Source organism: Micromonospora sp. IBHARD004 (assembly GCF_052814115.1).
Map to the genome: position 1 here is coordinate 1,784,413 of NZ_CP199934.1, position 19,445 is coordinate 1,803,857.

A 19,445-nucleotide genomic window follows, 5' to 3' on the forward strand; every position below is an offset into this window, starting at 1 on the left:
GAGTTCGACGGCGCGGCGGTGTCGATGGCCCTGTATATGGGGTCGTACCTGGTGTGGGCCGCCGAGGACCTGACCTGGGTGCCGGCCGGCCAGCTGGATCGTTGGTTCCTGGGTCCGGTGAGCGTCATCCGGCGCGGCGACGAGCGGTTCCACTACAGCGACGGCTCGCATCGGTGGGTCCCGCCGGATCCCGACTACGACCAGGAGGCCGGGACGAGATGGTCCGGCAGCACCAGCGTCAGCACCTCGAGGAGATCTCCCGACGGCGGACCCCTCGTCACCCGGGCGCGGGCGGCGGATGGCTCACGACGATCGACCGGAGTCGGCCTCGGCGAGGCGGGCGGTGAGGAACTCCCGCTCGGCGTCGTTGTCCACCAGGTCCAGCGCCGCCCGGTACGCGTCCGCCGCCTCCCGCTGCCGCCCGAGCCGGCGCAGCAGGTCGGCCCTGATCGCCGGCAGGTAGTGGTATCCGGCCAGCCGGTCGTCCCGGGCCAGCGCTTCGACCTCGTCCAAGGCGGCCTCGGGGCCGTGGGCCATCGACACCGCCACGGCCCGGTTGAGCGCGACGACCGGCGAGGGCCAGCGTTTCAGCAGCTCGTCGTAGAGGCGTACCACCTGGGGCCAGTCGGTGGCGGCGTAGCTGGAGGCAACGGCGTGCAGCGAGGCAATCGCGGCCTGGAGGGCGTACCGGCCGACCCGGCCGGTCCGGAACGCGCCGACGACCAGGCGGTTGCCCTCGGAGATGACGGCCCGGTCCCAGACGGACCGGTCCTGCTCCGCCAGCACCAGCAGCCGCCCCTCCGCGTCGGTCCGGGTGGCCCGGCGGGCGTCGGTGAGCAGCAGCAGCGCGAGCAGCCCGCGGACCTCCGGCTCGTCGGGCATCAGGGCCAGCAGCATGCGGGTCAGGTGCAGCGCCCGGTCCACCAGGTCCGCGCGGACCAGGTCGGCGCCGGACGGGGCCGTGTGCCCGGTCGTGTAGAGCAGGTGGACGACCGTCAGCACCGCGTCCAGCCGTTCGGGCAGCTCGCTGGCCTCCGGCACCCGGTACGGGATCCGGGCCGCCGCGATCTTCTTCTTGGCCCGGGTGACCCGGGCGGCCATGGTCGGCTCGGAGACGAGGAACGCGCGGGCGATGTCGCCGGTGCTCACCCCGCACACCAGGCGCAGGGTCAGCGCCACCTGGGCCTCCCGGGCCAGCGCCGGATGGCAGCAGGTGAAGACCAGCCGCAGCCGGTCGTCGGGCACCGCGTCCTCGTCGGGCTCCTCCACGACCTCCTCCTCCGCCGGCTCCACGAGCAGGGGCATCTTCGACCGGAACACCTTCTCCCGGCGCAGGACGTCCAGCGCCTTGCGCTTCGCGGTGGCGGTCAGCCAGGCGCCGGGCTTGTGGGGTACGCCGTCCCGCGCCCAGGCGTCCAGCGCGGCGAGGTACGCGTCCTGCACGCACTCCTCGGCGACGTCGAGGTCGCCGGCGACGCGCGCCGTCGCGGCGAGCACGAAGGCCCACTCGCGACGGTGCGCGTCCGCCACGGCGCGTTCGGCCGCGGCCGTGCCGGCGTTGCTCACTCGGACGGGGGGACGAACAGCGGCCGTACCTCGACGCCCCCGTCGATGGTGGCCGGGTTCAGCTTGGCGATCTTCAGGGCGACGTCCAGGTCCGGCGCCTCCAGGATGAAGAACCCGGCGACCACCTCCTTGGCCTCGATGAACGGGCCGTCGGTGACGAGGTCGCCGCGGACCGCCGTGGCGGTGGTGCTGGGCTGGAGCGCGAACCCCGTGACGATCTTCCCGCCCAGCTCCTCGACCTGGGCCGGGTACCGCTCCAGCAGCGCCAGGTAGTCGGGCGTGATCTCCATGGGGTCGGCCGGCGCGGGCGAGTAGATCAGGACTGCGTACTGGGCCATCAGGTTCTCCTCAGGTTGTCGTTCCACCTTCTTGCCATCCCGACGAGCGGGTCCGGCCGGATTCGACAGCGGTCCGGGAAAATTCTGCCCCGCCCACCTTGATCGGCGTGACCTCGCCCTGCGGAGTGCGGTGCGACCATGGGGACATGTCGATCGCCGCGAGCTACCTCGAGTTCGCCACGCGCGAGGCACCCGGGGTGTCACCCGCGTACGAGCGGCTGGCACTGGCGGTCTCCCGCGACGACGAGGTGCTCGCCCTGCTCGGCACGCTGCCCCCGAGCAAGCGGCAGCCGAATCTGCTGTTCGGCGTCGTTCGGTTGCTCGGGGGCCCGGTAGAGGACCCCGCCGCGTTTCACGACTACGCGGTGGCGAACTGGCCGGCGATCGCGGCGGAGATGCGCAGCCGGGCCACGCAGACGAACGAGGCCGGGCGGTGTGCCGTACTGCTACCGGTGCTCGCCGCGCTACCGCAGCCACTCGCAATGTTGGAGGTCGGCGCGTCCGCCGGGCTCTGCCTTTATCCCGATCGGTACGCCTACCGCTACGGCGACCACCAGGTGGGTTCCGGTGCACCGGTCCTCGAGTGCGCGGCGACCGGCATGGCACCGCCGACCCGGCTACCCGAGGTGGTGTGGCGGGCCGGCCTGGACCTGAACCCGCTCGACGTGACCGACCCCGCGGACGTCGCCTGGCTCGACGCCCTCATCTGGCCGGAGCACACGCACCGCCGCGCCCGACTGCGGGCCGCGGCGGCCGTCGCCGCGGCCGACCCGCCGGTGCTGATGCGCGGCGACCTGGTGGACGACCTACCGGCGCTGGTCGCGCGGGCGCCAGCCGGCGCGACCCTGGTGGTGTTCCACACCTCCGTGCTCTACCAGGTCCCGGCTCCGCGCCGGCGGGCGTTCGCCGAGGTGGTACGCGGGCTGCCCGGGCACTGGATAGCGAACGAGTCCCCGGACGTGCTGCCCCACGACGCGCTGCCGCAGCCGCCGGGCGAGGCGTTCTTCAACGTGCTCGCGCTGGACGGGACGCCGCTGGCCTGGACCCGAGGACACGGACAGGCGATCGACTGGTTCGCGTAGCCTCTCCGTCGCTGCCCGCGGGAGGCTTCGCTGCCATCGCGACGAGCGGGTCCAGCCGGATTCTCGCTTCCGGCTCACGGGTGCGGGGTCGGGGTCGGCTGTCCGACGAGACCGTCGCCACCGTGCGCCTCGATAGGCCGAGTGATCCCGTACGATCCGTTCCCGCACGTCCCACCACAATGCGGAGGCGGCTATGGCGATCGATGACGGGCTCCGCGAGCGCAGGGCCGCCGATGCCGGCGAGGTACCAGTTGGGCCCCTGCCGGCCCGGGTGTCCCGTCGTCGGCAAATTACGAACGTCGCCGTAGCTGTCGTCGTCGTCGTTCCAGCGTTCATCGGCGGCCTCTGGTTCAGTCGACGCGCGACCGAGCAGGCGGTGCCCCGACCGTCGGCCGCCCCTACGGCGTCCCCGGACGGGCTCGCCACGCTGCCATGGGCATCAGCGATGGTCGCCAGCAACGGCACCGACATCACCGTGTACACCGGTTCGGACGTACAGTGCAAGGAGCTCCGGCAACCGCAGGCCACGATCACGGAGCAGAACAGTCAGCTGGTCGTCGCGGTGAAGGCTCGAGTCATTGACGCAGTCGACTGCGCCACCGCCAATTCGGCTGTGCCCGTCGTCGCGTCGCTGCGGGAACCCCTCGGCGACCGGATCCTCCGCGACGCCGCCACCGCGTCGACGCCTCCGACCTACTTCGAGCGTGATCTGCCGGGCCTGCGCTCGGACAAGCGGTGGAGTCCGTTCTCCGGACACTGGATGTCGACCGACGAGGCCTGGTATCAGGGCTACAACGGCCCTGGGGGCTCCGTGCTGAGCGTGAGCGCGCGGCGCACCGCCGCAGTGGACCTTCCCGCCGCCGTCGCGACCCTCCCCATCGGCTCGCGCCAAGGCACCATTACCGGCAACGACGGAGGGTCATGGACGGTGTGGTGGGAGGCACGGCAGGTGACGTACTCCCTCCGGCTGGAGCCACCCGAGGGCGGCACGTTGACGCTGAAGCAGTTCAAGCAGGAACTCGCCAGGCTGGCATGGAGCTAGTGCGGCGGCGGACGGACGTTCCGCCGGCTGACGTCAGGCGTCGGCCGGGAAGTCACGCATCCGGCGCAGCGGGGAGCAGACCACGAAGACCGCGGCGCCCCACATGCCCAGCACGCAGATCCAGAGCGCCGGCCGCAGCCCGAGCTGACTGCCGAGCGTGCCGCCGAGCAGCGCGCCGAGCGGGATCACCCCGTAGCAGATCCACAGGAACGCGGCGTTGACCCGGCCGAGCAGCGGCGCCGGGGTGATCCGCTGCCGGTACGACATCGCCGCCACGTTGAACAGCACCGCGTTGGCGGAGAACGCGGCGAACCCGACCGCGAAGAGCAGCACGCCCCAGCCCGGGCGGGCCAGCGGGATGAGCAGGTAGAGCGGTCCGGGCGCGGCCATCGCCACCCAGATGATCCGGGCGGTGCCGATCCGCCGGGAGAGCCGCTCGGCCAGGGCGCCGGCGACCAGGCCGCCGACCGCGCCGGCGGAGAAGACCAGCCCGATCACCAGCGGCGAGGCGTGCAGCTCCCGGCGCAGGAACGGCACCTCGATCGCGCTCGCGGCCATGACGAAGAAGTTCGACGTGGTGGTGCAGGCGAGCAGCTTCACCAGGATCGGCTGCCGGCGGACGAAACCGAGCCCCTCGCCCAGGGCCGCCCGTACGGTCACCCGCCCGGCGGCCGGCGGCGCGGCGTCCGGGGTGGCCTGGATGAGCAGCAGCGTGACCGCGCTGACCGCGAAGGAGAGGCCGGTGGTGAGGAACGTGCGGGCCGCGCCGACCAGCGCGATCAGCGCGCCGCTCAGCGTCGGCCCGGCCAGCTCGGCGAACTGCTGGCTGGTGACCAGCTTGGCGTTGCCGTCGACGAGCTGCTCCGCCGGCACGAGGCCGGGCAGCATGCTCCGGTACGCCACGGTGAAGGCGACGGTCAGCACACCGGAGAGGCCGACCACGACGTACAGGAAGACCAGGGTGAGGTGCCCGACCAGGGCGACCACCGGCAGTGACAGCAGGAGCGCGGCCCGGCCCAGGTCGCACGCGATCATCAGCCGCCGCTGGTCGACCCGGTCGGCGAGGATCCCGGCGGGCAGCGAGAAGATCAGGTACGGCAGCCAGGCCAGGAAGGTCAGCAGGGAGATCTGGAAGACGCCGGCGCCGAGGGTGTCCGCGGCGAGCAGCGGCACCGCCACGCCGGAGACCCGGGTGCCGATCTCGCTGACCGTCTGGCCGCTCCACAGCAGCAGGAAGTTCCGGCTGCGCCAGAGCGTGGGGCGGGCCGTCGCCGGAGCGCTTCGGGTGAGGTGCGCCGTCACTGCTGGGCCTGTCTGTCGACGAACACCGCGAGCTGGTCGCCGCGGCCCGGGCACCCTACCGCTGGGCCCGGACGGACGGCACCGCAATTGCGTTCCGGGCGGCCGGGTCCGCAGCGCCCGGCCCGACTAGGGTCTGAAGATCATGACGGAACCACACTGGATGTCCGAGACCCGCGCCGCGTACGACACCGTCGCCGTCGACTACGCCCGGCTCATACCGGACGTGGAGGAGGGGACGCTGGACCGGGCGATGCTGGCCGCGTTCGCCGAGCAGGTCGGCGGAGCGGGTCCGGTGGTCGAGGTGGGCTGCGGCACCGGACGGATCACCGCCCACCTGCGCGACCTCGGGCTGGACGTCTCCGGGATCGACCTGTCGCCCGGCATGGTCGAGGTGGCCCGGCGGCACCACCCGGGGCTGCGCTTCGCGGTCGGTTCGATGACCGACCTGCCGCTGCCGGGCGGCGCCCTGGCCGGTCTCGTCGCCTGGTACTCGATCATCCACGTGCCGCCGGCGCTGCTGCCCGGCGTGTTCGCCGGGTTCCACCGGGTGCTCGCCCCGGGTGGTCGGCTGCTGCTCGCCTTCAAGGCCGGCGACCGCCTGGTCCGCCTCGAGGAGGCGTACGGCCACACCGTCTCGTACGACGTGCACTGGCTGTCGCCCGACCGGGTCGCCGAACAGCTCGCCGAGGCCGGGTTCGCGGTGCACGCCCGGCTGGACCGGGAGCGCGAGGGCCGGGACAAGGGGCCGCAGTCGCTGATGCTGGCGGTCCGGGCGGACGGGGTCGACCGGTGAGCGTCGTCCTGTTCACCCTCGGCGGCACCATCGCGATGGCCGGGGCCGGGCCCACGGGGGTGGTCGCCCGGTTGACCGGCGCGGAGCTCGCCGCCGCCGTGCCCGGGCTGGCCGACCTTCCGCTTCAGGTGCGGGACGTCCAGGCGGTGCCGAGCGCCGACCTGACGTACCGCCGGATCCTCGACCTGGTGGCCGAGGCGGGCGCGGCGGTGGCCGACGGGGCGACCGGCGTGGTGGTCACCCAGGGCACCGACACCCTGGAGGAGACCGCCTTCCTGGCCGACCTGGTCTGGCCGCACCCGGCTCCGCTGGTCTTCACCGGCGCGATGCGCAACCCGACCCTCGCCGGCCCGGACGGCCCGGCGAACCTGCTCGCCGCCGTCCGGGTCGCCGCCGCGCCGGCCGCCCGCGACCTCGGCGTCCTGATCGCCGTCAACGACGAGATCCACGCCGCCCGGCACGTCCGCAAGACCCACAGCACCAGTACGGCCACCTTCGCCTCGCCCAACGCCGGCCCGCTCGGCCACGTGATCGAGGGAGAGGTGCGCCTGTTGACCCGGCCGGTGCGGCAGGCCCCGCTGGCGTCGGTGGACCCGGACCGGCTGGCCGCCACCCGGGTGGCCCTGCACACCGTCACCCTCGACGACGACGTGGCGCTGCTCGACGCGCTCGTCGACGGTCGACAGGGCCTGGTGGTGGCCGGCTTCGGGGTCGGCCACGTGCCGCCGGCCTTCGCCCCGGTGCTCGGCGCGCTCGCAGACCGGATGCCGGTGGTGCTCACCTCGCGCACCGGCGCCGGGTCGGTGCTGCGACACACGTACGGCGCGGTCGGTTCGGAGACCGACCTGCAACGGCGCGGTCTGATCAACGGCGGGCTGCTCGACCCGTACAAGGCGAAGGTGCTGCTCCGGCTGCTGCTGGCCGGCGGCGCGGACCGGGCGGACATTGCCGCCACCTTCGCCCGGCACGGCTGACCGCCGGCTGTGGGGCTGATTCACCGACGACATCAGCTCCACAGCCTCCGCGCACCGAAGGGGCGGCCGGGCGGCCGTCCGGGGGCCACTACACTCGCTCGGTGACCGGAGAGCGACGACCGTTGGCGGGCCGGCCGCTGACCCAGCCGCATCCGTACCGGCTGCCGCCCGACCACCCCGACCGGGCGCGCATCCTGGCCGCCCACGCCGCCGCCCTGGCGGCTGGGGAGGCCGGCTACCTCGACCCGGCGACCGGGCTCTTCGTGCTCAGCGCCGGCTTCCTGGCCCGGCGCGGCACCTGCTGTGGGCGAGGGTGTCGACACTGTCCGTATCTGGACGATTGAGGGCTTCCGCCCGACCGGGGCACCCCGTACGGTGTCCGACGGACATCCGGCGGGGATCCGCCGGCGAGGAGGGGTAAGCGTGCACGGGCGGATCTGGCTCGCCGGGGTGGCCGTGGTGCTGACCGCCGGCTGCGCCGCGGAGGCCGAGCCGGTGGCGGTTCCCGCCGCGGAGCCGGTGACCGTCGAGGTGGCGGCGGCCTCCTCCGGTGGCGCCTGCCGGCTGCTCGACTACGCGACGATCGCGAAGCACACCGGCGGCCGGTTCGACGTGGCGGCGGCCAGCGAGCGGGGGGACACCCACACCTGTGTGGTCCGGGCCGAGCAGGCCGTCCTGCCGGAGCTGACCCTCACGGTCACCGAGACGTCGATCGACAAGTCGACCTTCACCCTCGACGTCCTGCCCGACGGGGCGAAGAAGGTCACCAAGCTCGGCCAGGTCGCCTACCGCCGCACGCTGCCCAAGACCGCGGAGGCCGGGCCGGCGGCCGAGGTGGGTTGGCTCGCCACCGACGGGCGGCTGGCCACCCTGAGCTGGACCTGCCCGCGCGGCGCCGACAAGGCGGCCGCCGAGGCGGTGGCCGGCAAGCTGGTCACCCTGGCGAAGACGGTGGACACCCGACGGATGTGAGCCCGCCGGGACGTCAGTGAGCGGCGACGAACACCCGGGAGGCCACCTCGCGGGGCAGCCGGACCCGGTCGCCGGAGCGGTCGATCGACACGCCGTCCCGCTCCTGGGCCACGGTCACCGTGGCGCCCGGGTCCACACCCGCCGCGTGCAGCTGCCGGAGCACGTCCGCGTCGGTCTGCACGCTCTCGCAGATCCGCCGGACCACGACCGGGCCGGAGAGGCCCGGGAACGCCAGGTTGCGCTCGGCCTCGGCGCCCTCGGCCTCGGGCTGCTCGGGGCTGCCCAGCTCCTCAAGGCCAGGGATGGGGTTGCCGTACGGCGAGCGGGTCGGCCGGTTGAGCAGGTCGTAGACCCGCTTCTCGACCGCGTCGCTCATCACGTGCTCCCACCGGCAGGCCTCCTCGTGGGCCTCCTCGTAGGGCATCCCGATCACGTTGACCAGCAGCAGCTCGGCCAGGCGGTGCTTGCGCATCACCGAGACGGCGGTGCCCCGGCCCAGCCCGGTGAGCGACAGGTGCCGGTCGCCCTCGACGGTGAGCAGGCCGTCCCGCTCCATCCGGGCGACGGTCTGGCTGACGGTGGGACCGCTCTGCCGCAGCCGCTCGGCGATCCGGGCACGCAGCGGCGGCACTCCCTCCTCCTCCAGTTCGAGGATGGTGCGCAGGTACATTTCGGTCGTATCGACCAGGTCATGCTTCACGTCAGCGGCCTCCCGGTGGTCGATGCTACCCCGGAGGCGCGCCGATCGGTCCCCGGCGAAGCGCGAGGTCGCTGCCCGGATGGTGTTGACTGGACCGCATGTCCGGAACCGAGGAGCTGCTGGTCGAGGCCGACCAGCTCGCCGCCGCGCTCGACCGCGCCGACCCGCCCACCCTGCTCGACGTCCGCTGGCGGCTCGTCGGCCCGCCCGGCCGGGACGACTACGCCGCCGGCCACCTGCCCGGCGCGGTCTTCGTCGACCTGGACACCGAGCTCTGCGGCCGGCCCGGCGCCGCCGGCCGGCACCCGCTGCCCGACCCCGCCGCGCTCGAGGCCGCGCTGCGGGCCGCCGGCGTCCGCGCCGGTCACCCCGTCGTGGTGTACGACGGCGGTGACGGCATGTCCGCCGCCCGCGCCTGGTGGACGCTGCGCTGGGCCGGGCACCGCCCGGTACGCCTGCTGCACGGCGGCTTCCCGGCCTGGGTCGCCGCCGGCCTGCCCACCTCCACCGAGCCGCCCACCCCGACCCCCGGCGACGTCACCGTCGCACCCGGCGCGCTGCCGGTCCTCGACGCCGGGGAGGCCGCCCGCCTCGCCGCCGCCGACTCCGGGGTGCTGCTCGACGTGCGTGCCGCGCCGCGCTACCGGGGCGAGACCGAGCCGATCGACCCGGTCGCCGGGCACGTGCCGGGCGCGGTGAACCTCCCCGCCCCCGAGTACGTCGGCGACGGCCGCTTTCCGGCCGCCGAGGCGCTGCGCCAGCGGTTCGCCGCGGCGGGCGTGACCGACGCGGCGCCGGTCGGGGCGTACTGCGGATCCGGGGTGACCGCCGCCCAGGCCGTCCTCGCGCTGCACCTCGCCGGCCGGCCGGACGCCGCGCTCTACGTCGGCTCCTGGAGCAACTGGGTCGCCGACCCGACCCGGCCGGTCGCCACCGGGGAGACACCCGGCCGGTAGGCAGCGCGTGCGGTGGGCGCCCGTCGGGCCTCGTGCGACGATGACCGCATGGCCGACGACACGGTGGTGGTGTGGGACGAGGCCCTCCTCGCCTACGACATGGGTGACCATCCCCTCGACCCGGTCCGGGTCGAGCTGACCATCGCGCTCGCCCGCGAGCTCGGCGTGCTGGACCGGCCCGGGGTCCGCCTGGTCAAACCGGAGCCGGCCGACGACGCGCTGCTGACCCGGGTGCACGACCCCCGTTACCTGGACGCGGTCCGGGCCGCCCCGCGCGACCCGCTCTTCGCCGGCTTCGGACTCGGTACGTCGGACAACCCCGTCTTCGACGGCATCCACGAGTCCAGCGCGCTGATCGCCGGGGCCAGCGTGGCCGCGGCCGAGGCGGTGTGGCGCGGCGACGCCCGCCGCGCGGTCAACGTCGCCGGTGGCCTGCACCACGCGATGCCCGCCCGGGCCGCCGGCTTCTGCGTCTACAACGACCCGGCGGTGGCCATCGCCCGCCTGCTCGACCTCGGCGCCGAGCGGATCGCGTACGTCGACGTGGACGTGCACCACGGCGACGGCGTGCAGGAGATCTTCTACCGGGACCCGCGGGTGCTCACGATCAGCCTGCACGAGACCCCGCTCGCCCTCTTCCCCGGCACCGGGTTCCCCGACGAGACCGGCGGGCCGGGCGCGGAGGGCAGCGCGGTCAACGTGCCGCTGCCGCCCGGGGTCGGCGACGCCGGCTGGCAGCGCGCCTTCCACGCGATCGTGCCGTCGGTGCTGCGGGCGTTCCGGCCCCAGCTGCTGGTCACCCAGTGCGGGGCGGACGGCCACCGGCTGGACCCGCTCGCCGACCTGCACCTCTCCGTGGACGGGCAGCGGGCCACCTACCTGGCGCTGCGCGCGCTCGCCGACGAGCTCTGCGACGGCCGCTGGGTGGCCTTCGGTGGCGGCGGGTACGCGCTGGTCGAGGTGGTGCCCCGGGCCTGGACCCACCTGCTGGCCGTGGCCACCGGCGAGCCGGTCGAACCGGCCAGGCTCACCCCGCCGGCCTGGCGGGAGCTGGCCGCCGCCCGCCGGCCCGGCCGGGAGGTGCCGCTGCGGATGACCGACGACGCCGACCCGTCGTACGAGCCGTGGCAGCCGACCGGCGAGCCGAACGCGGTGGACCGGGCGATCGCGGCCACCCGCCGGTCGGTCTTCCCGCTGCTCGGGCTCGACCCGCACGATCCCCGGGACTGAGCCGGCGGTGGGGAGGACCGACCGGTGACCACTGTCGAACAACCCGTGGACGTGCTGCTCAGCGACGGGACGACCGTCCAGCTGCGACAGATCCGCCCGGACGACGCCTCGGCGATCGTGGCGATGCACTCGCGCTTCTCCGAGCGCACCCGCTACCTGCGCTACTTCTCGCCGTACCCGCGCATCCCGGAGCGGGACCTGCAGCGTTTCGTCAACGTCGACCACCACGACCGGGAGGCGTTCGTGGTGCTGGCCGGCGGGCGGATCGTGGCCGTCGGCCGGTACGAGCGGCTCGGCCCCGGTTCCCCGGAGGCCGAGGTGGCCTTCGTGGTCGAGGACGCCTACCAGGGCCGGGGCATCGGCTCGGTGCTGCTGGAGCACCTGGCCGACACGGCCCGCCGGTTCGGCATCGTGCACTTCGTCGCCGAGGTGTTGCCGGCCAACGGGGCGATGCTGCGGGTCTTCTCCGACTTCGGCTACCAGGTCCAGCGCCAGTACGCCGACGGCGTGGTGCACCTGAGCTTCCCGATCGCCCCCACCGAGGCGACCCTGGAGGTGCAGCGCGGTCGGGAGCACCGGACCGAGTCCCGCTCGATCGCCCGGCTGCTCGCCCCCCGGGGCATCGCCGTCTACGGGGCCAGCGCCACCGGGCAGGGCGTCGGCGCGGCGGTGCTCGGGCACCTGCGCGACGGCGGGTTCACCGGGGCGATCGTGCCGGTGCACCCGACCGCGTCGACGGTGGCCGGGCTGCCCGCGTACCCGTCGGCGGCCGACGCCCGGCTCGACATCGACCTGGCGATCGTCGCGGTGGCCCCGGAGGCGGTGACCGAGGTGGTCGCCGACGCCGCGAAGGCCGGCGCGCACGGCCTGGTCGTCATCTCCGCCGGCTTCGCCGAGGCCGGGCCGGAGGGGGCGGCCGCCCAGCGGGCCCTGGTCCGCGCCGCCCACCTGGCCGGCATGCGCGTGGTCGGCCCGAACTGTCTCGGCGTCGCCAACACCGACGGCGCGGTACGCCTCAACGCCACCCTCGCCCCGGTGCTGCCCGCCCCCGGCCGGGTGGGGATCTTCAGCCAGTCCGGCGCGTTCGGGGTGGCGCTGCTCGCCGAGGCGTCCCGGCGGGGGCTCGGCCTGTCCAGCTTCGTCTCGGCCGGCAACCGGGCCGACGTCTCCGGCAACGACCTCCTCCAGTACTGGCAGGACGACCCGGGCACCGACGTCATCACCCTCTACCTGGAGACCTTCGGCAACCCGCGCAAGTTCGCCCGGCTGGCCCGCCGGATCGGCCGGAGCAAGCCGGTGGTGGCCCTCGCCTCGCTGGCCCGCCCGCCCGGCGTCGGCGACGCGCCGGCCCTGGACGCCGCCGCGGTCAGCGCCCTCTTCGCCCAGTCCGGGGTGATCCGGGTGGACACCGTCGCCGAGCTGCTCGACGTGGGCGTGCTCCTGGCCCACCAGCCGCTGCCCGCCGGCCGCCGGGTCGCCGTGGTGGGCAACTCGTCGGCGCTGACCGGGCTGGCCGCCACCGCCTGCGCCGGCCAGGGCCTCACCGTCGCCGACGGGTACCCGCGCGACGTGGGCCCCCGCGCCGGCGCCGCCGAGTACGCCGCCGCCCTCGCCGCCTCCGCCGCCGACGAGGGCGTGGACGCGGTGGTGGCCGTCTTCGCCCCGCCGCTGCCCGGCCAGCTCGCCGACCCGGACGCCGACTTCACCGCCGCCCTGCCCGACGCGCTCGCCGCCGGCAAGCCGGTGGTGGCGACGTTCCTGGCCGGTCGAGTGCCGGCCGGGGTGCCGGCGTACCCGAGCGTGGAGGAGGCGGTCCGCGCCCTCGCCCGGGTCACCACCTACGCCGACTGGCTGCGCCGGCCGCCCGGCGTGCTGCCCGAACTGGACCAGGTCGACCAGGCTGCCGTTCAGGCCGCGTTCCGGGCCGACGGCGCCGATCCGGCGGCGCTGCTGCGGGCGTACGGGATCGACGTGGTGGAGTCCGCGCCGGCGCGGACGGCCGACGAGGCGGTCGAGGTCGCCGGGCGGCTCGGCTGGCCGGTGGCGTTGAAGGCCGCCGCGCCCGGCCTGCGGCACCGCCTCGACCTCGGCGCGGTCCGCCTCGACCTGGCCGACGAGGCGGCGCTGCGCCGCGCGTACGCGGAGATGGCCCCCGTCTTCGGCCCGGACGTGCTGGTCCAGCCGATGGTCCAGCCCGGGGTGGCCTGCGTGGTGGAGCTGATGGAGGATCCGGCGTTCGGGCCGGTGGTCGGCTTCGGGCTCGGCGGTGTCGCCACCGACCTGCTCGGCGACCGGGCCTGGCGGGCCGTGCCGCTGACCGACCGGGACGCCGCCGAGCTGGTCGACGAGCCCCGGGCCGCGCCGCTGCTGCGCGGCCACCGGGGCGCCGCCCCGGTGGACCGGGCCGCCCTGGTCGACCTGCTGCTGCGAATCGGCCGGCTCGCCGACGAGCAGCCCCGGGTCCGCTCGCTGACCCTCAACCCGGTGCTGGCCCGTCAGGACGGCATCTCGGTGCTGCACGCCACCGTCCGCACCGGCATCGAAGCCGCGCGCCCGGACACCGGCCCGCGCCGCCTCTGACGGTCGGCGTCAGCCGCGGCTGGAGATCTGCTGCACCGCCCAGGCGTTGCCGTCCGGGTCGGTGAAGAAGACGAAGCCGACGTTGTCCAGCGGGTGCGGCACCGGGCGGGGGTTACGCCCCACCACCTGGATCTCGCTGACCTCGACGCCCCGCTCGACCAGCTCCGCGCGGGCCTTCTCCAGGTCCGGCACGACCAGTTGGAGCCCCTTGAGCGAGCCCGGTGGCATGTCCGGGACCGCGCCGGTGCCGATCACGATCGAACAGCCCGAGCCCGGGGGAGTGAGCTGCACGATCCGTACGTCGTCGCCGATCCGGGTGTCGTGGTCGACGGCGAAGCCGAGGCGGTCGGCGTAGAACTCCTTGGCCCGGTCCACGTCGGAGACCGGCACCACCACCACTTCCAGCGTCCAGTTCATGCCTTGCACCCTGCCCGATCTGGGCGCGGAGTCAAGGGCGCCACACGGCGGAGGCCCCGGCGAACCGCCGGGGCGCTGGGGCCTACGACCGGCGGCCGGCTGGCCGCACGGCTCCGCTCACCTGATGATCATCGAACCGGCACGGGGTGTCGCGTTCGGCCCGGGCGCCGCCCGATCCGGCGCCGAGCAGCTCTGGCGACCCGGGCGGCGGGGGGTGCCGGAACGGCCGCGGTGAGGTCCGGGCCGAGACCGGGCGCGACGAGGAGGGCGTCGACCTGGATGCGGTCGATGCCGAGCGGGGCGAGCATGGCCCGCAGTGCCGACTCGCTGAGCCGTAACCATCGCTGGTTTTCGCCCATCGCCGTGACGAGCCGCTCCGGTCGGGTGAAGGCGATCCCTACCCGTCGTCCCAAGGTAGCCGACCGGTCCGCAGCGTCAGCGACGCCTGTCCGGGCACGGCATGTACTGGGACGACGTAGCTTCTTCGTGCCTCGTCCATGGGGCGCGCTGTCCTTCCAGCTCGGGCCGCCGCTCCTGCGGCGACGGTCCGAAGCTACGGCGGCTGGAAGGGCGAGCGGCCGGTCATGTACGCGATCCTCACGCCGCTGCGGCCAATCGCAACGCGCTTTTGACGCGCCCGCAGGTTCTCCTCCTGCCGGCGTGACCGCGCCCACAGCCCCGGTCAGCGCAGCGCCACGGTCAGCAGTGCGAGGAGACATACCACGCCGAGCGCGGTGAGCACCCCGACGACGTCCAGGTTGAGGGCCTGCCGCGGGCCGTTCTCCTCGGAGGCACTGGGCAGGGTTGGCACTGGTGAACTCATGCCCCCATCGTCGGGCCGGAGAACCGGCAGGACAAGGCTCTTGACGAAGTCTTGACGGCGTGATCCGAAGCAGGTGCACCAGCCCGGCGAGTCGCACCCCCATGCCCACTGGAACGGGTGGCGCTCGACGTCACAGGGGCGTGAAAAGTCGGCTGCCCCACGTGAAGATTTCGTCAAGCCCGGCGTCGCGCCGTCGCGGCCGCGCAACGCTGCGAGATGTGACCGTTGTACCGCACCTCGTGGACGATTCGTTGACCGTCGCGCCGCAGCCGGCGCGGCAGGACATCGACGTGCTGGTCAGCGTACGACTCACCAGCGAAGCGGCGTCCGACCGCTTCCTGGCCCAGTTGCGCGCCGAGCCCGCGGTGGTCGCGGCGTGGTGGGTGGCGGCAGACGTCGATGCCGTCCTCCGGCTTGCCTGCCGTGACCTCACGGTGTTCGAGGGCGTGCTCTCCCGGCTGCGGCTGAGCGGCGCCGTCGTCGGGGCGGTCACCTACCTGCTGCTGAGACCGATTGCCGTCGGCCCGGCCGTAGCGGGCGGATCCGACGGTGCGCGGTCTGGATGAGCGTCGTCGGAAGCGGGCGATCACCAGGCTGAGGCCCCGGCGGACCGCCGGGGCCTCAGCGTCGTGGTGGATCAGCAGGCGTACGCCTCCAGGCGGTTCGCCCGCTCCGGGGCGCGCAGCTTGAGCAGGGTCACCTTCTCGATCTGCCGGATCCGCTCCCGGGACAGACCGAACTCCCGGCCCACCTCGTCGAGGGTGCGCTGCCGGCCGTCGTCCAGGCCGAACCGGAGCCGGATCACCGCCTGCTCCCGCTGGGAGAGGGTGGCCAGCACGATCCGGACCTCGTTGCGCAGCTCGCCGTCGGCGGCGGCGTCGCCCGGCTCCGCGCGCGGGTCCACCGCGGCGACGAAGTCACCGAGCGCGCTCTCCCCATCGTCGCCGACCGTCTGGTCCAGGCTGACCGGCTCCCGGTCGTACGAGATCAGCTCGATCACCTGGAGCTCGGGGACGCCCAGCGCGGCGGCCACCTCGGCGACGGTGGGCTCCCGGCCCAGCGAGACCGACAGCTCCCGGCGGGCCCGGACCATCCGGTTGACCTGCTCGACCATGTGCACCGGGATGCGGATGGTGCGGGCCTGGTCGGCCATGGCGCGGGTGATGGCCTGGCGGATCCACCAGGTGGCGTAGGTGGAGAACTTGTAGCCCTTGGTGTAGTCGAACTTCTCGACCGCGCGGATCAGGCCGAGGTTGCCCTCCTGGATCAGGTCCAGGAAGGCCATGCCGCGACCGGTGTACCGCTTGGCGATGCTCACCACCAGCCGCAGGTTCGCCTCCAGCAGGTGGTCCTTGGCGGCGCGGCCCTCGGCCACGATCAGCGCCAGGTCGGCCCGCAGCTCGGCGGAGACCGGGGTGCAGGCGGAGAGCTTCTCCTCGGCGAAGAGGCCCGCCTCGATCCGCTTGCTGAGCTCGACCTCCTGCGCGGCGGTGAGCAGCTTGGTGCGGCCGATTCCGTTCAGGTATGCCCGGACCAGGTCGGTGGAGACGCCGCGCTCGTCGGTGGCGTCCAGATCGGTCAGGGTGTCGGTGCCGGTCTCGGCGTCGACGGTGGCAGCCGGGCGGGTCTGGTGCTCGATCATCTGAAGGGCCATCTCTGTCTCTCCCCGTGTCCTTCGTGCCGCGTACCGGATTCCGTGCCGCGTGCCGGCGCGGTGGTGCCGGTGAGAAACAGCTTGGCGGTCGGGGCGTGAAACGGGAGTGAGGCGATCGGGGAACCGACAGCAATACCGACGGAACGTCGGGTGTCGGTTGCCCGACCCGGTTACCGTGCCAGCGGTCGGCCACCGGGGCCCGGCAGCACAGGCGATCGGAGGACGTGGTGGTCTTCAAGCGGCTCATGCAGGCGATGGGTGTGGGTGGCCCCTCGGTGGAGACGGTGCTGGCCAACCCGAACTGCCGCCCGGGTGGGCACCTGGAGGGCCGGATCCAGGTGGTCGGCGGCGACCACGCGGTGGACGTCTCCTATGTGGCCCTCGGCCTGATGACCCGGGTCGAGGTGGAGAGCGGGGACTCCGACTACGACACCAACCAGGAGTTCGGCCGCCGTCAGGTCACCGGGGCGTTCCGGCTGGAGGCGGGGCAGCGGTACGACATTCCGTTCCGGTTCGATGTGCCGTGGGAGACGCCGCTGACCGACCTGTACGGCCAGCACCTGCACGGGATGACGATGGGACTGCGTACCGAGCTGGAGGTGGCCCGGGCGGTCGACTCCGGCGACCTGGACCCGGTGGCGGTGCACCCGCTGCCGGCCCAGGAGCGGCTGCTGGAGGCGCTGCTGCGGCTGGGCTTCCGGTTTGCCCGGGCCGACGTGGAGCGCGGGCACATCTACGGCGTGCGGCAGAGCCTGCCGTTCTACCAGGAGATCGAGTTCCACCCCGCGCCGCAGTACGCCCGCGCGATCAACCAGCTCGAGGTCACCTTCGTCACGGATCCGCAGCAGGTGCAGGTGGTCCTGGAGATCGACAAGCGGGGCGGCCTCTTCACCGAGGGCCGCGACGCCTTCGGCCGCTTCACCGTCGACCACGCCACGGCCGACCGTACGGACTGGTCCGCCCAGCTCGACGCCTGGCTCCGCCAGTCCCTCCAGCGCCGCGGCCTCTTCTCCTGACCACGCCCCAACCAGGAAGGGGTGGGTGGGGTCAGAGGTCGAGGAGGAGGGTGCGCGGGCCCACGTTGACGCTCTCGACCAGCATGTGCGCGCGGAAGCGGCCGGTCTCGACCTTGGCGCCGCGGGCACGGAGCGCCTCGACCACCGCCGTCACCAGGGGTTCGGCGACCTCTGCCGGGGCCGCCGCGGTCCAGCTCGGCCTTCTGCCCTTGCGGGCGTCGCCGTAGAGGGTGAACTGGCTGACCACCAGGATCGGGGCGCCGGTGTCGGCGGCGCTGCGCTCCTCGTCCAGGACGCGCAGCTCGTGGATCTTGCGGGCCATCGTCTGCGCGACCTGCGCGGTGTCGGCGTGGGTCACCCCGAGCAGCACCAGCAGGCCGTCGGCGATCTCGCCGACCACCTCGCCGTCGACGGTCACGCTGGCCCGGCCCACCGTCTGCACGACCGCCCGCATCAGTCGGCCACCGGCTCGATGATGCCGCGCTCGACCAGGTGCGCCACGATCGGGCCGGCCGCCTCGGCCAGCTCCTGAGGGGCGACGTCGTGCGCGACCGCGAGCAGGGCGAGCTGGTCGCGCAGCGGCAGCCGGCCGTCGGCCCCGCCGACCAGGGCGAGCACCAGCGGGTCGATCTCCTCCGACCAGCGCAGCCCGTGCGGCATGGCGAGCACCTGCCGGTCCACCGCCCAGCCCTCGTCGCCCATGGTGGCCTCCTGCCGGAGCTGGAGCCCCTCGGCGGCCCGGTAGCGCGCGGCGAGCAGCGCGTCGGCGTCGCGTACCCGGAGCCAGTCCTGGCGGTCGAGCCAGGCGGCGATCTGGTCCCCCATCGGCGGTTCCACCCGCTGGCGCAGGTCCTCCACCCGGACCACCGGCTGGTCGTGGCCGGAGCGGCGCAGCGAGACGATGCCGAAGCCGATCGCCTCCACCTTGTGCGCGTCGAACCAGTCCAGCCAGGCCGCCATCCGCTGCGGGTCGGCGGCCTCGCCGACGTCGGTGAGCCACAGGTTGACGTACGCCATCGGGTCGGCCACCTCGCGCTGGATCACCCAGGCGTCCAGCCCCGTGCCGGCGAACCAGCCGGCCACCCGCTCGTTCCACTCCTCGCCGGCGACGTGCACCCAGTTGGCCAGGTACTGCATGGTGCCGCCCGCGGTGAGCAGGTGCGGCGCGGCGGCGGCCAGTTCGGCGCCGATCGCGTCGCCGACCCGGCCGGAGTCCCGGTAGACGTGGGTGGTGGTGCCCGGCCCGACCACGAACGGCGGGTTGCTCACCACCAGGTCGAAGCGGCGGCCGGCGACCGGGGCGACCAGGTCGCCGCGGAGCAGCTCCCAGTCCTGACCGTTGAGCGCGGCGGTGGTGGCGGCGAAGCGCAGCGCCCGCTCGGAGACGTCGGTCGCGGTGACCTTCCGGGAATGGGTGGCCAGGTGCAGCGCCTGCACTCCGGAGCCGGTGCCCAGGTCCAGCGCGGTCTCCACCGGGCGGCGGACGGTCGCGCCGATCAGCGTCTGGGTGGCGCCGCCGATGCCCAGCACGTGCTCGGCGTGCAGCGGCTTCCCGGGCCGGGCGCTGGCCGGCACGTCGGCGAGCACCCACCACTGATCCCCGTACGGCTCCAGGTCGACGCCGGCGCGCAGGCCGTCGCCGTACCGCTCGACGATCCCGCCGGCGAGAGCCTCCTCGACGGTCAGCGGCGCGAGCGCGGCGGCCACCGCCGCCTCCGGCTCGGTCTGGTCGCAGATGAACACCCGGATCAGGGTGGCGAGCGGGTCGCGGTCCTCGGTGGCGCGCAGCGCGGCCCGGAAGTCGTTGCGGGCCACCCCGCCGGTGGCCTGCGCGCCGAGTCGACCGGCGATGCCGTTCGAGGTGAAGTCCGCCCGGGTCAGCGCGGTGCGCAGTGCCTCGACTCCGGCGGGGGAGAGCAGCATGTCGTGTTCCACGTCGCCATCCTGCCTCGCGACCGGTGCGGATCGGCCGGCACCCGGGACATCCATACCGTGGCCCG

At 74.1% G+C, this 19,445-nt stretch carries 21 protein-coding genes; 11 read left to right on the forward strand and 10 right to left on the reverse strand.

Annotation, left to right across the window (positions count from 1 at the left end; all coding sequences use genetic code 11):
* Positions 1-303: 303 nt before the first annotated feature.
* Together ACTWO6_RS08825 and ACTWO6_RS08830 are read right to left on the reverse strand one after the other, a co-directional pair.
* Positions 304-1,497, reverse strand: coding sequence for an RNA polymerase sigma factor (locus tag ACTWO6_RS08825; RefSeq protein WP_446220595.1), 1,194 nt, complete (start codon positions 1,495-1,497; stop codon positions 304-306).
* Positions 1,498-1,562: 65 nt separating this feature from the next.
* Entirely contained in the window at positions 1,563-1,904 is a 342-nt protein-coding gene (locus ACTWO6_RS08830; protein ID WP_446219162.1) for a YciI family protein, read from the reverse strand.
* A gap of 146 nt (positions 1,905-2,050) precedes the next feature.
* On the opposite strand from ACTWO6_RS08830, the gene ACTWO6_RS08835 reads away from it, so the two are divergent.
* Positions 2,051-2,986 (forward strand): DUF2332 domain-containing protein, encoded by a 936-nt coding sequence (locus tag ACTWO6_RS08835; RefSeq protein ID WP_446219163.1) that lies wholly within the window; start codon positions 2,051-2,053, stop codon positions 2,984-2,986.
* Between the two features lie 193 nt (positions 2,987-3,179).
* A complete protein-coding gene (locus tag ACTWO6_RS08840; protein ID WP_446219164.1) occupies positions 3,180-4,028 on the forward strand; it encodes a hypothetical protein in 849 nt (282 codons plus the stop codon).
* Between the two features lie 33 nt (positions 4,029-4,061).
* On the opposite strand, the gene ACTWO6_RS08845 is transcribed toward ACTWO6_RS08840, so the two are convergent.
* Positions 4,062-5,330, reverse strand: a complete 1,269-nt coding sequence (locus ACTWO6_RS08845; protein WP_446219165.1) for an MFS transporter — start codon at positions 5,328-5,330, stop codon at positions 4,062-4,064.
* Positions 5,331-5,472: 142 nt separating this feature from the next.
* On the opposite strand from ACTWO6_RS08845, the gene ACTWO6_RS08850 reads away from it, so the two are divergent.
* The 4 genes from ACTWO6_RS08850 (at position 5,473) to ACTWO6_RS08865 (ending at position 8,069) form a co-directional block, all read left to right on the forward strand.
* Positions 5,473-6,123 carry a class I SAM-dependent DNA methyltransferase gene (locus ACTWO6_RS08850; protein ID WP_446219166.1) on the forward strand — a complete coding sequence of 217 codons (651 nt, stop codon included), beginning with the start codon at positions 5,473-5,475 and terminating at the stop codon, positions 6,121-6,123.
* Positions 6,124-6,158: 35 nt separating this feature from the next.
* Positions 6,159-7,097 (forward strand): asparaginase, encoded by a 939-nt coding sequence (locus ACTWO6_RS08855; RefSeq protein ID WP_446220596.1) that lies wholly within the window; start codon positions 6,159-6,161, stop codon positions 7,095-7,097.
* Between the two features lie 101 nt (positions 7,098-7,198).
* On the forward strand, positions 7,199-7,441 hold the full coding sequence (locus tag ACTWO6_RS08860) for a DUF5522 domain-containing protein (RefSeq protein WP_446219167.1): 243 nt from the start codon (positions 7,199-7,201) through the stop codon (positions 7,439-7,441).
* Between the two features lie 79 nt (positions 7,442-7,520).
* A complete protein-coding gene (locus ACTWO6_RS08865; protein WP_446219168.1) occupies positions 7,521-8,069 on the forward strand; it encodes a hypothetical protein in 549 nt (182 codons plus the stop codon).
* 13 nt (positions 8,070-8,082) lie between these two features.
* On the opposite strand, the gene ACTWO6_RS08870 is transcribed toward ACTWO6_RS08865, so the two are convergent.
* Positions 8,083-8,739 carry a metal-dependent transcriptional regulator gene (locus ACTWO6_RS08870; RefSeq protein ID WP_446220597.1) on the reverse strand — a complete coding sequence of 219 codons (657 nt, stop codon included), beginning with the start codon at positions 8,737-8,739 and terminating at the stop codon, positions 8,083-8,085.
* Positions 8,740-8,867: 128 nt separating this feature from the next.
* Between ACTWO6_RS08870 and ACTWO6_RS08875 the strand changes: the two genes are divergently transcribed.
* From ACTWO6_RS08875 to ACTWO6_RS08885, 3 genes are read left to right on the forward strand one after another with little or no spacing between them, the layout of a single operon-like run.
* Positions 8,868-9,725 (forward strand): sulfurtransferase, encoded by an 858-nt coding sequence (locus tag ACTWO6_RS08875; RefSeq protein WP_446219169.1) that lies wholly within the window; start codon positions 8,868-8,870, stop codon positions 9,723-9,725.
* A gap of 48 nt (positions 9,726-9,773) precedes the next feature.
* Positions 9,774-10,955, forward strand: coding sequence for an acetoin utilization protein AcuC (locus ACTWO6_RS08880; protein WP_446219170.1), 1,182 nt, complete (start codon positions 9,774-9,776; stop codon positions 10,953-10,955).
* A gap of 24 nt (positions 10,956-10,979) precedes the next feature.
* Positions 10,980-13,535 carry a bifunctional acetate--CoA ligase family protein/GNAT family N-acetyltransferase gene (locus tag ACTWO6_RS08885; protein ID WP_446219171.1) on the forward strand — a complete coding sequence of 852 codons (2,556 nt, stop codon included), beginning with the start codon at positions 10,980-10,982 and terminating at the stop codon, positions 13,533-13,535.
* A 9-nt stretch (positions 13,536-13,544) separates the two neighbouring features.
* Here ACTWO6_RS08885 and ACTWO6_RS08890 read toward each other — a convergent pair whose 3' ends face one another.
* From ACTWO6_RS08890 to ACTWO6_RS08900, 3 genes are all read right to left on the reverse strand, one after another.
* Positions 13,545-13,952, reverse strand: coding sequence for a VOC family protein (locus tag ACTWO6_RS08890; RefSeq protein WP_446219172.1), 408 nt, complete (start codon positions 13,950-13,952; stop codon positions 13,545-13,547).
* A gap of 128 nt (positions 13,953-14,080) precedes the next feature.
* Positions 14,081-14,671, reverse strand: coding sequence for an SAV_915 family protein (locus ACTWO6_RS08895; protein WP_446219173.1), 591 nt, complete (start codon positions 14,669-14,671; stop codon positions 14,081-14,083).
* Positions 14,635-14,775 carry a hypothetical protein gene (locus ACTWO6_RS08900; protein ID WP_446219174.1) on the reverse strand — a complete coding sequence of 47 codons (141 nt, stop codon included), beginning with the start codon at positions 14,773-14,775 and terminating at the stop codon, positions 14,635-14,637. Before ACTWO6_RS08900 ends, ACTWO6_RS08895 begins: the two co-directional genes overlap by 37 nt.
* 239 nt (positions 14,776-15,014) lie before the next feature.
* Here ACTWO6_RS08900 and ACTWO6_RS08905 point away from each other — a divergent pair, with 239 nt between their 5' ends.
* Entirely contained in the window at positions 15,015-15,341 is a 327-nt protein-coding gene (locus tag ACTWO6_RS08905) for an Lrp/AsnC ligand binding domain-containing protein (RefSeq protein WP_446219175.1), read from the forward strand.
* A 71-nt stretch (positions 15,342-15,412) separates the two neighbouring features.
* Here ACTWO6_RS08905 and sigB read toward each other — a convergent pair whose 3' ends face one another.
* Positions 15,413-16,429 (reverse strand): RNA polymerase sigma factor SigB, encoded by a 1,017-nt coding sequence (sigB, locus tag ACTWO6_RS08910; protein ID WP_446219176.1) that lies wholly within the window; start codon positions 16,427-16,429, stop codon positions 15,413-15,415.
* 227 nt (positions 16,430-16,656) lie between these two features.
* Here sigB and ACTWO6_RS08915 point away from each other — a divergent pair, with 227 nt between their 5' ends.
* Positions 16,657-17,445, forward strand: a complete 789-nt coding sequence (locus ACTWO6_RS08915; protein ID WP_446219177.1) for a sporulation protein — start codon at positions 16,657-16,659, stop codon at positions 17,443-17,445.
* A gap of 31 nt (positions 17,446-17,476) precedes the next feature.
* Here the strand turns inward: ACTWO6_RS08915 and dtd are convergent, their stop codons facing one another.
* Together dtd and ACTWO6_RS08925 are read right to left on the reverse strand one after the other, a co-directional pair.
* A complete protein-coding gene (gene dtd / locus ACTWO6_RS08920; RefSeq protein WP_446219178.1) occupies positions 17,477-17,899 on the reverse strand; it encodes a D-aminoacyl-tRNA deacylase in 423 nt (140 codons plus the stop codon).
* Positions 17,899-19,368, reverse strand: coding sequence for a DUF7782 domain-containing protein (locus tag ACTWO6_RS08925; protein ID WP_446220598.1), 1,470 nt, complete (start codon positions 19,366-19,368; stop codon positions 17,899-17,901). Before ACTWO6_RS08925 ends, dtd begins: the two co-directional genes overlap by 1 nt.
* Positions 19,369-19,445 lie beyond the last annotated feature (77 nt).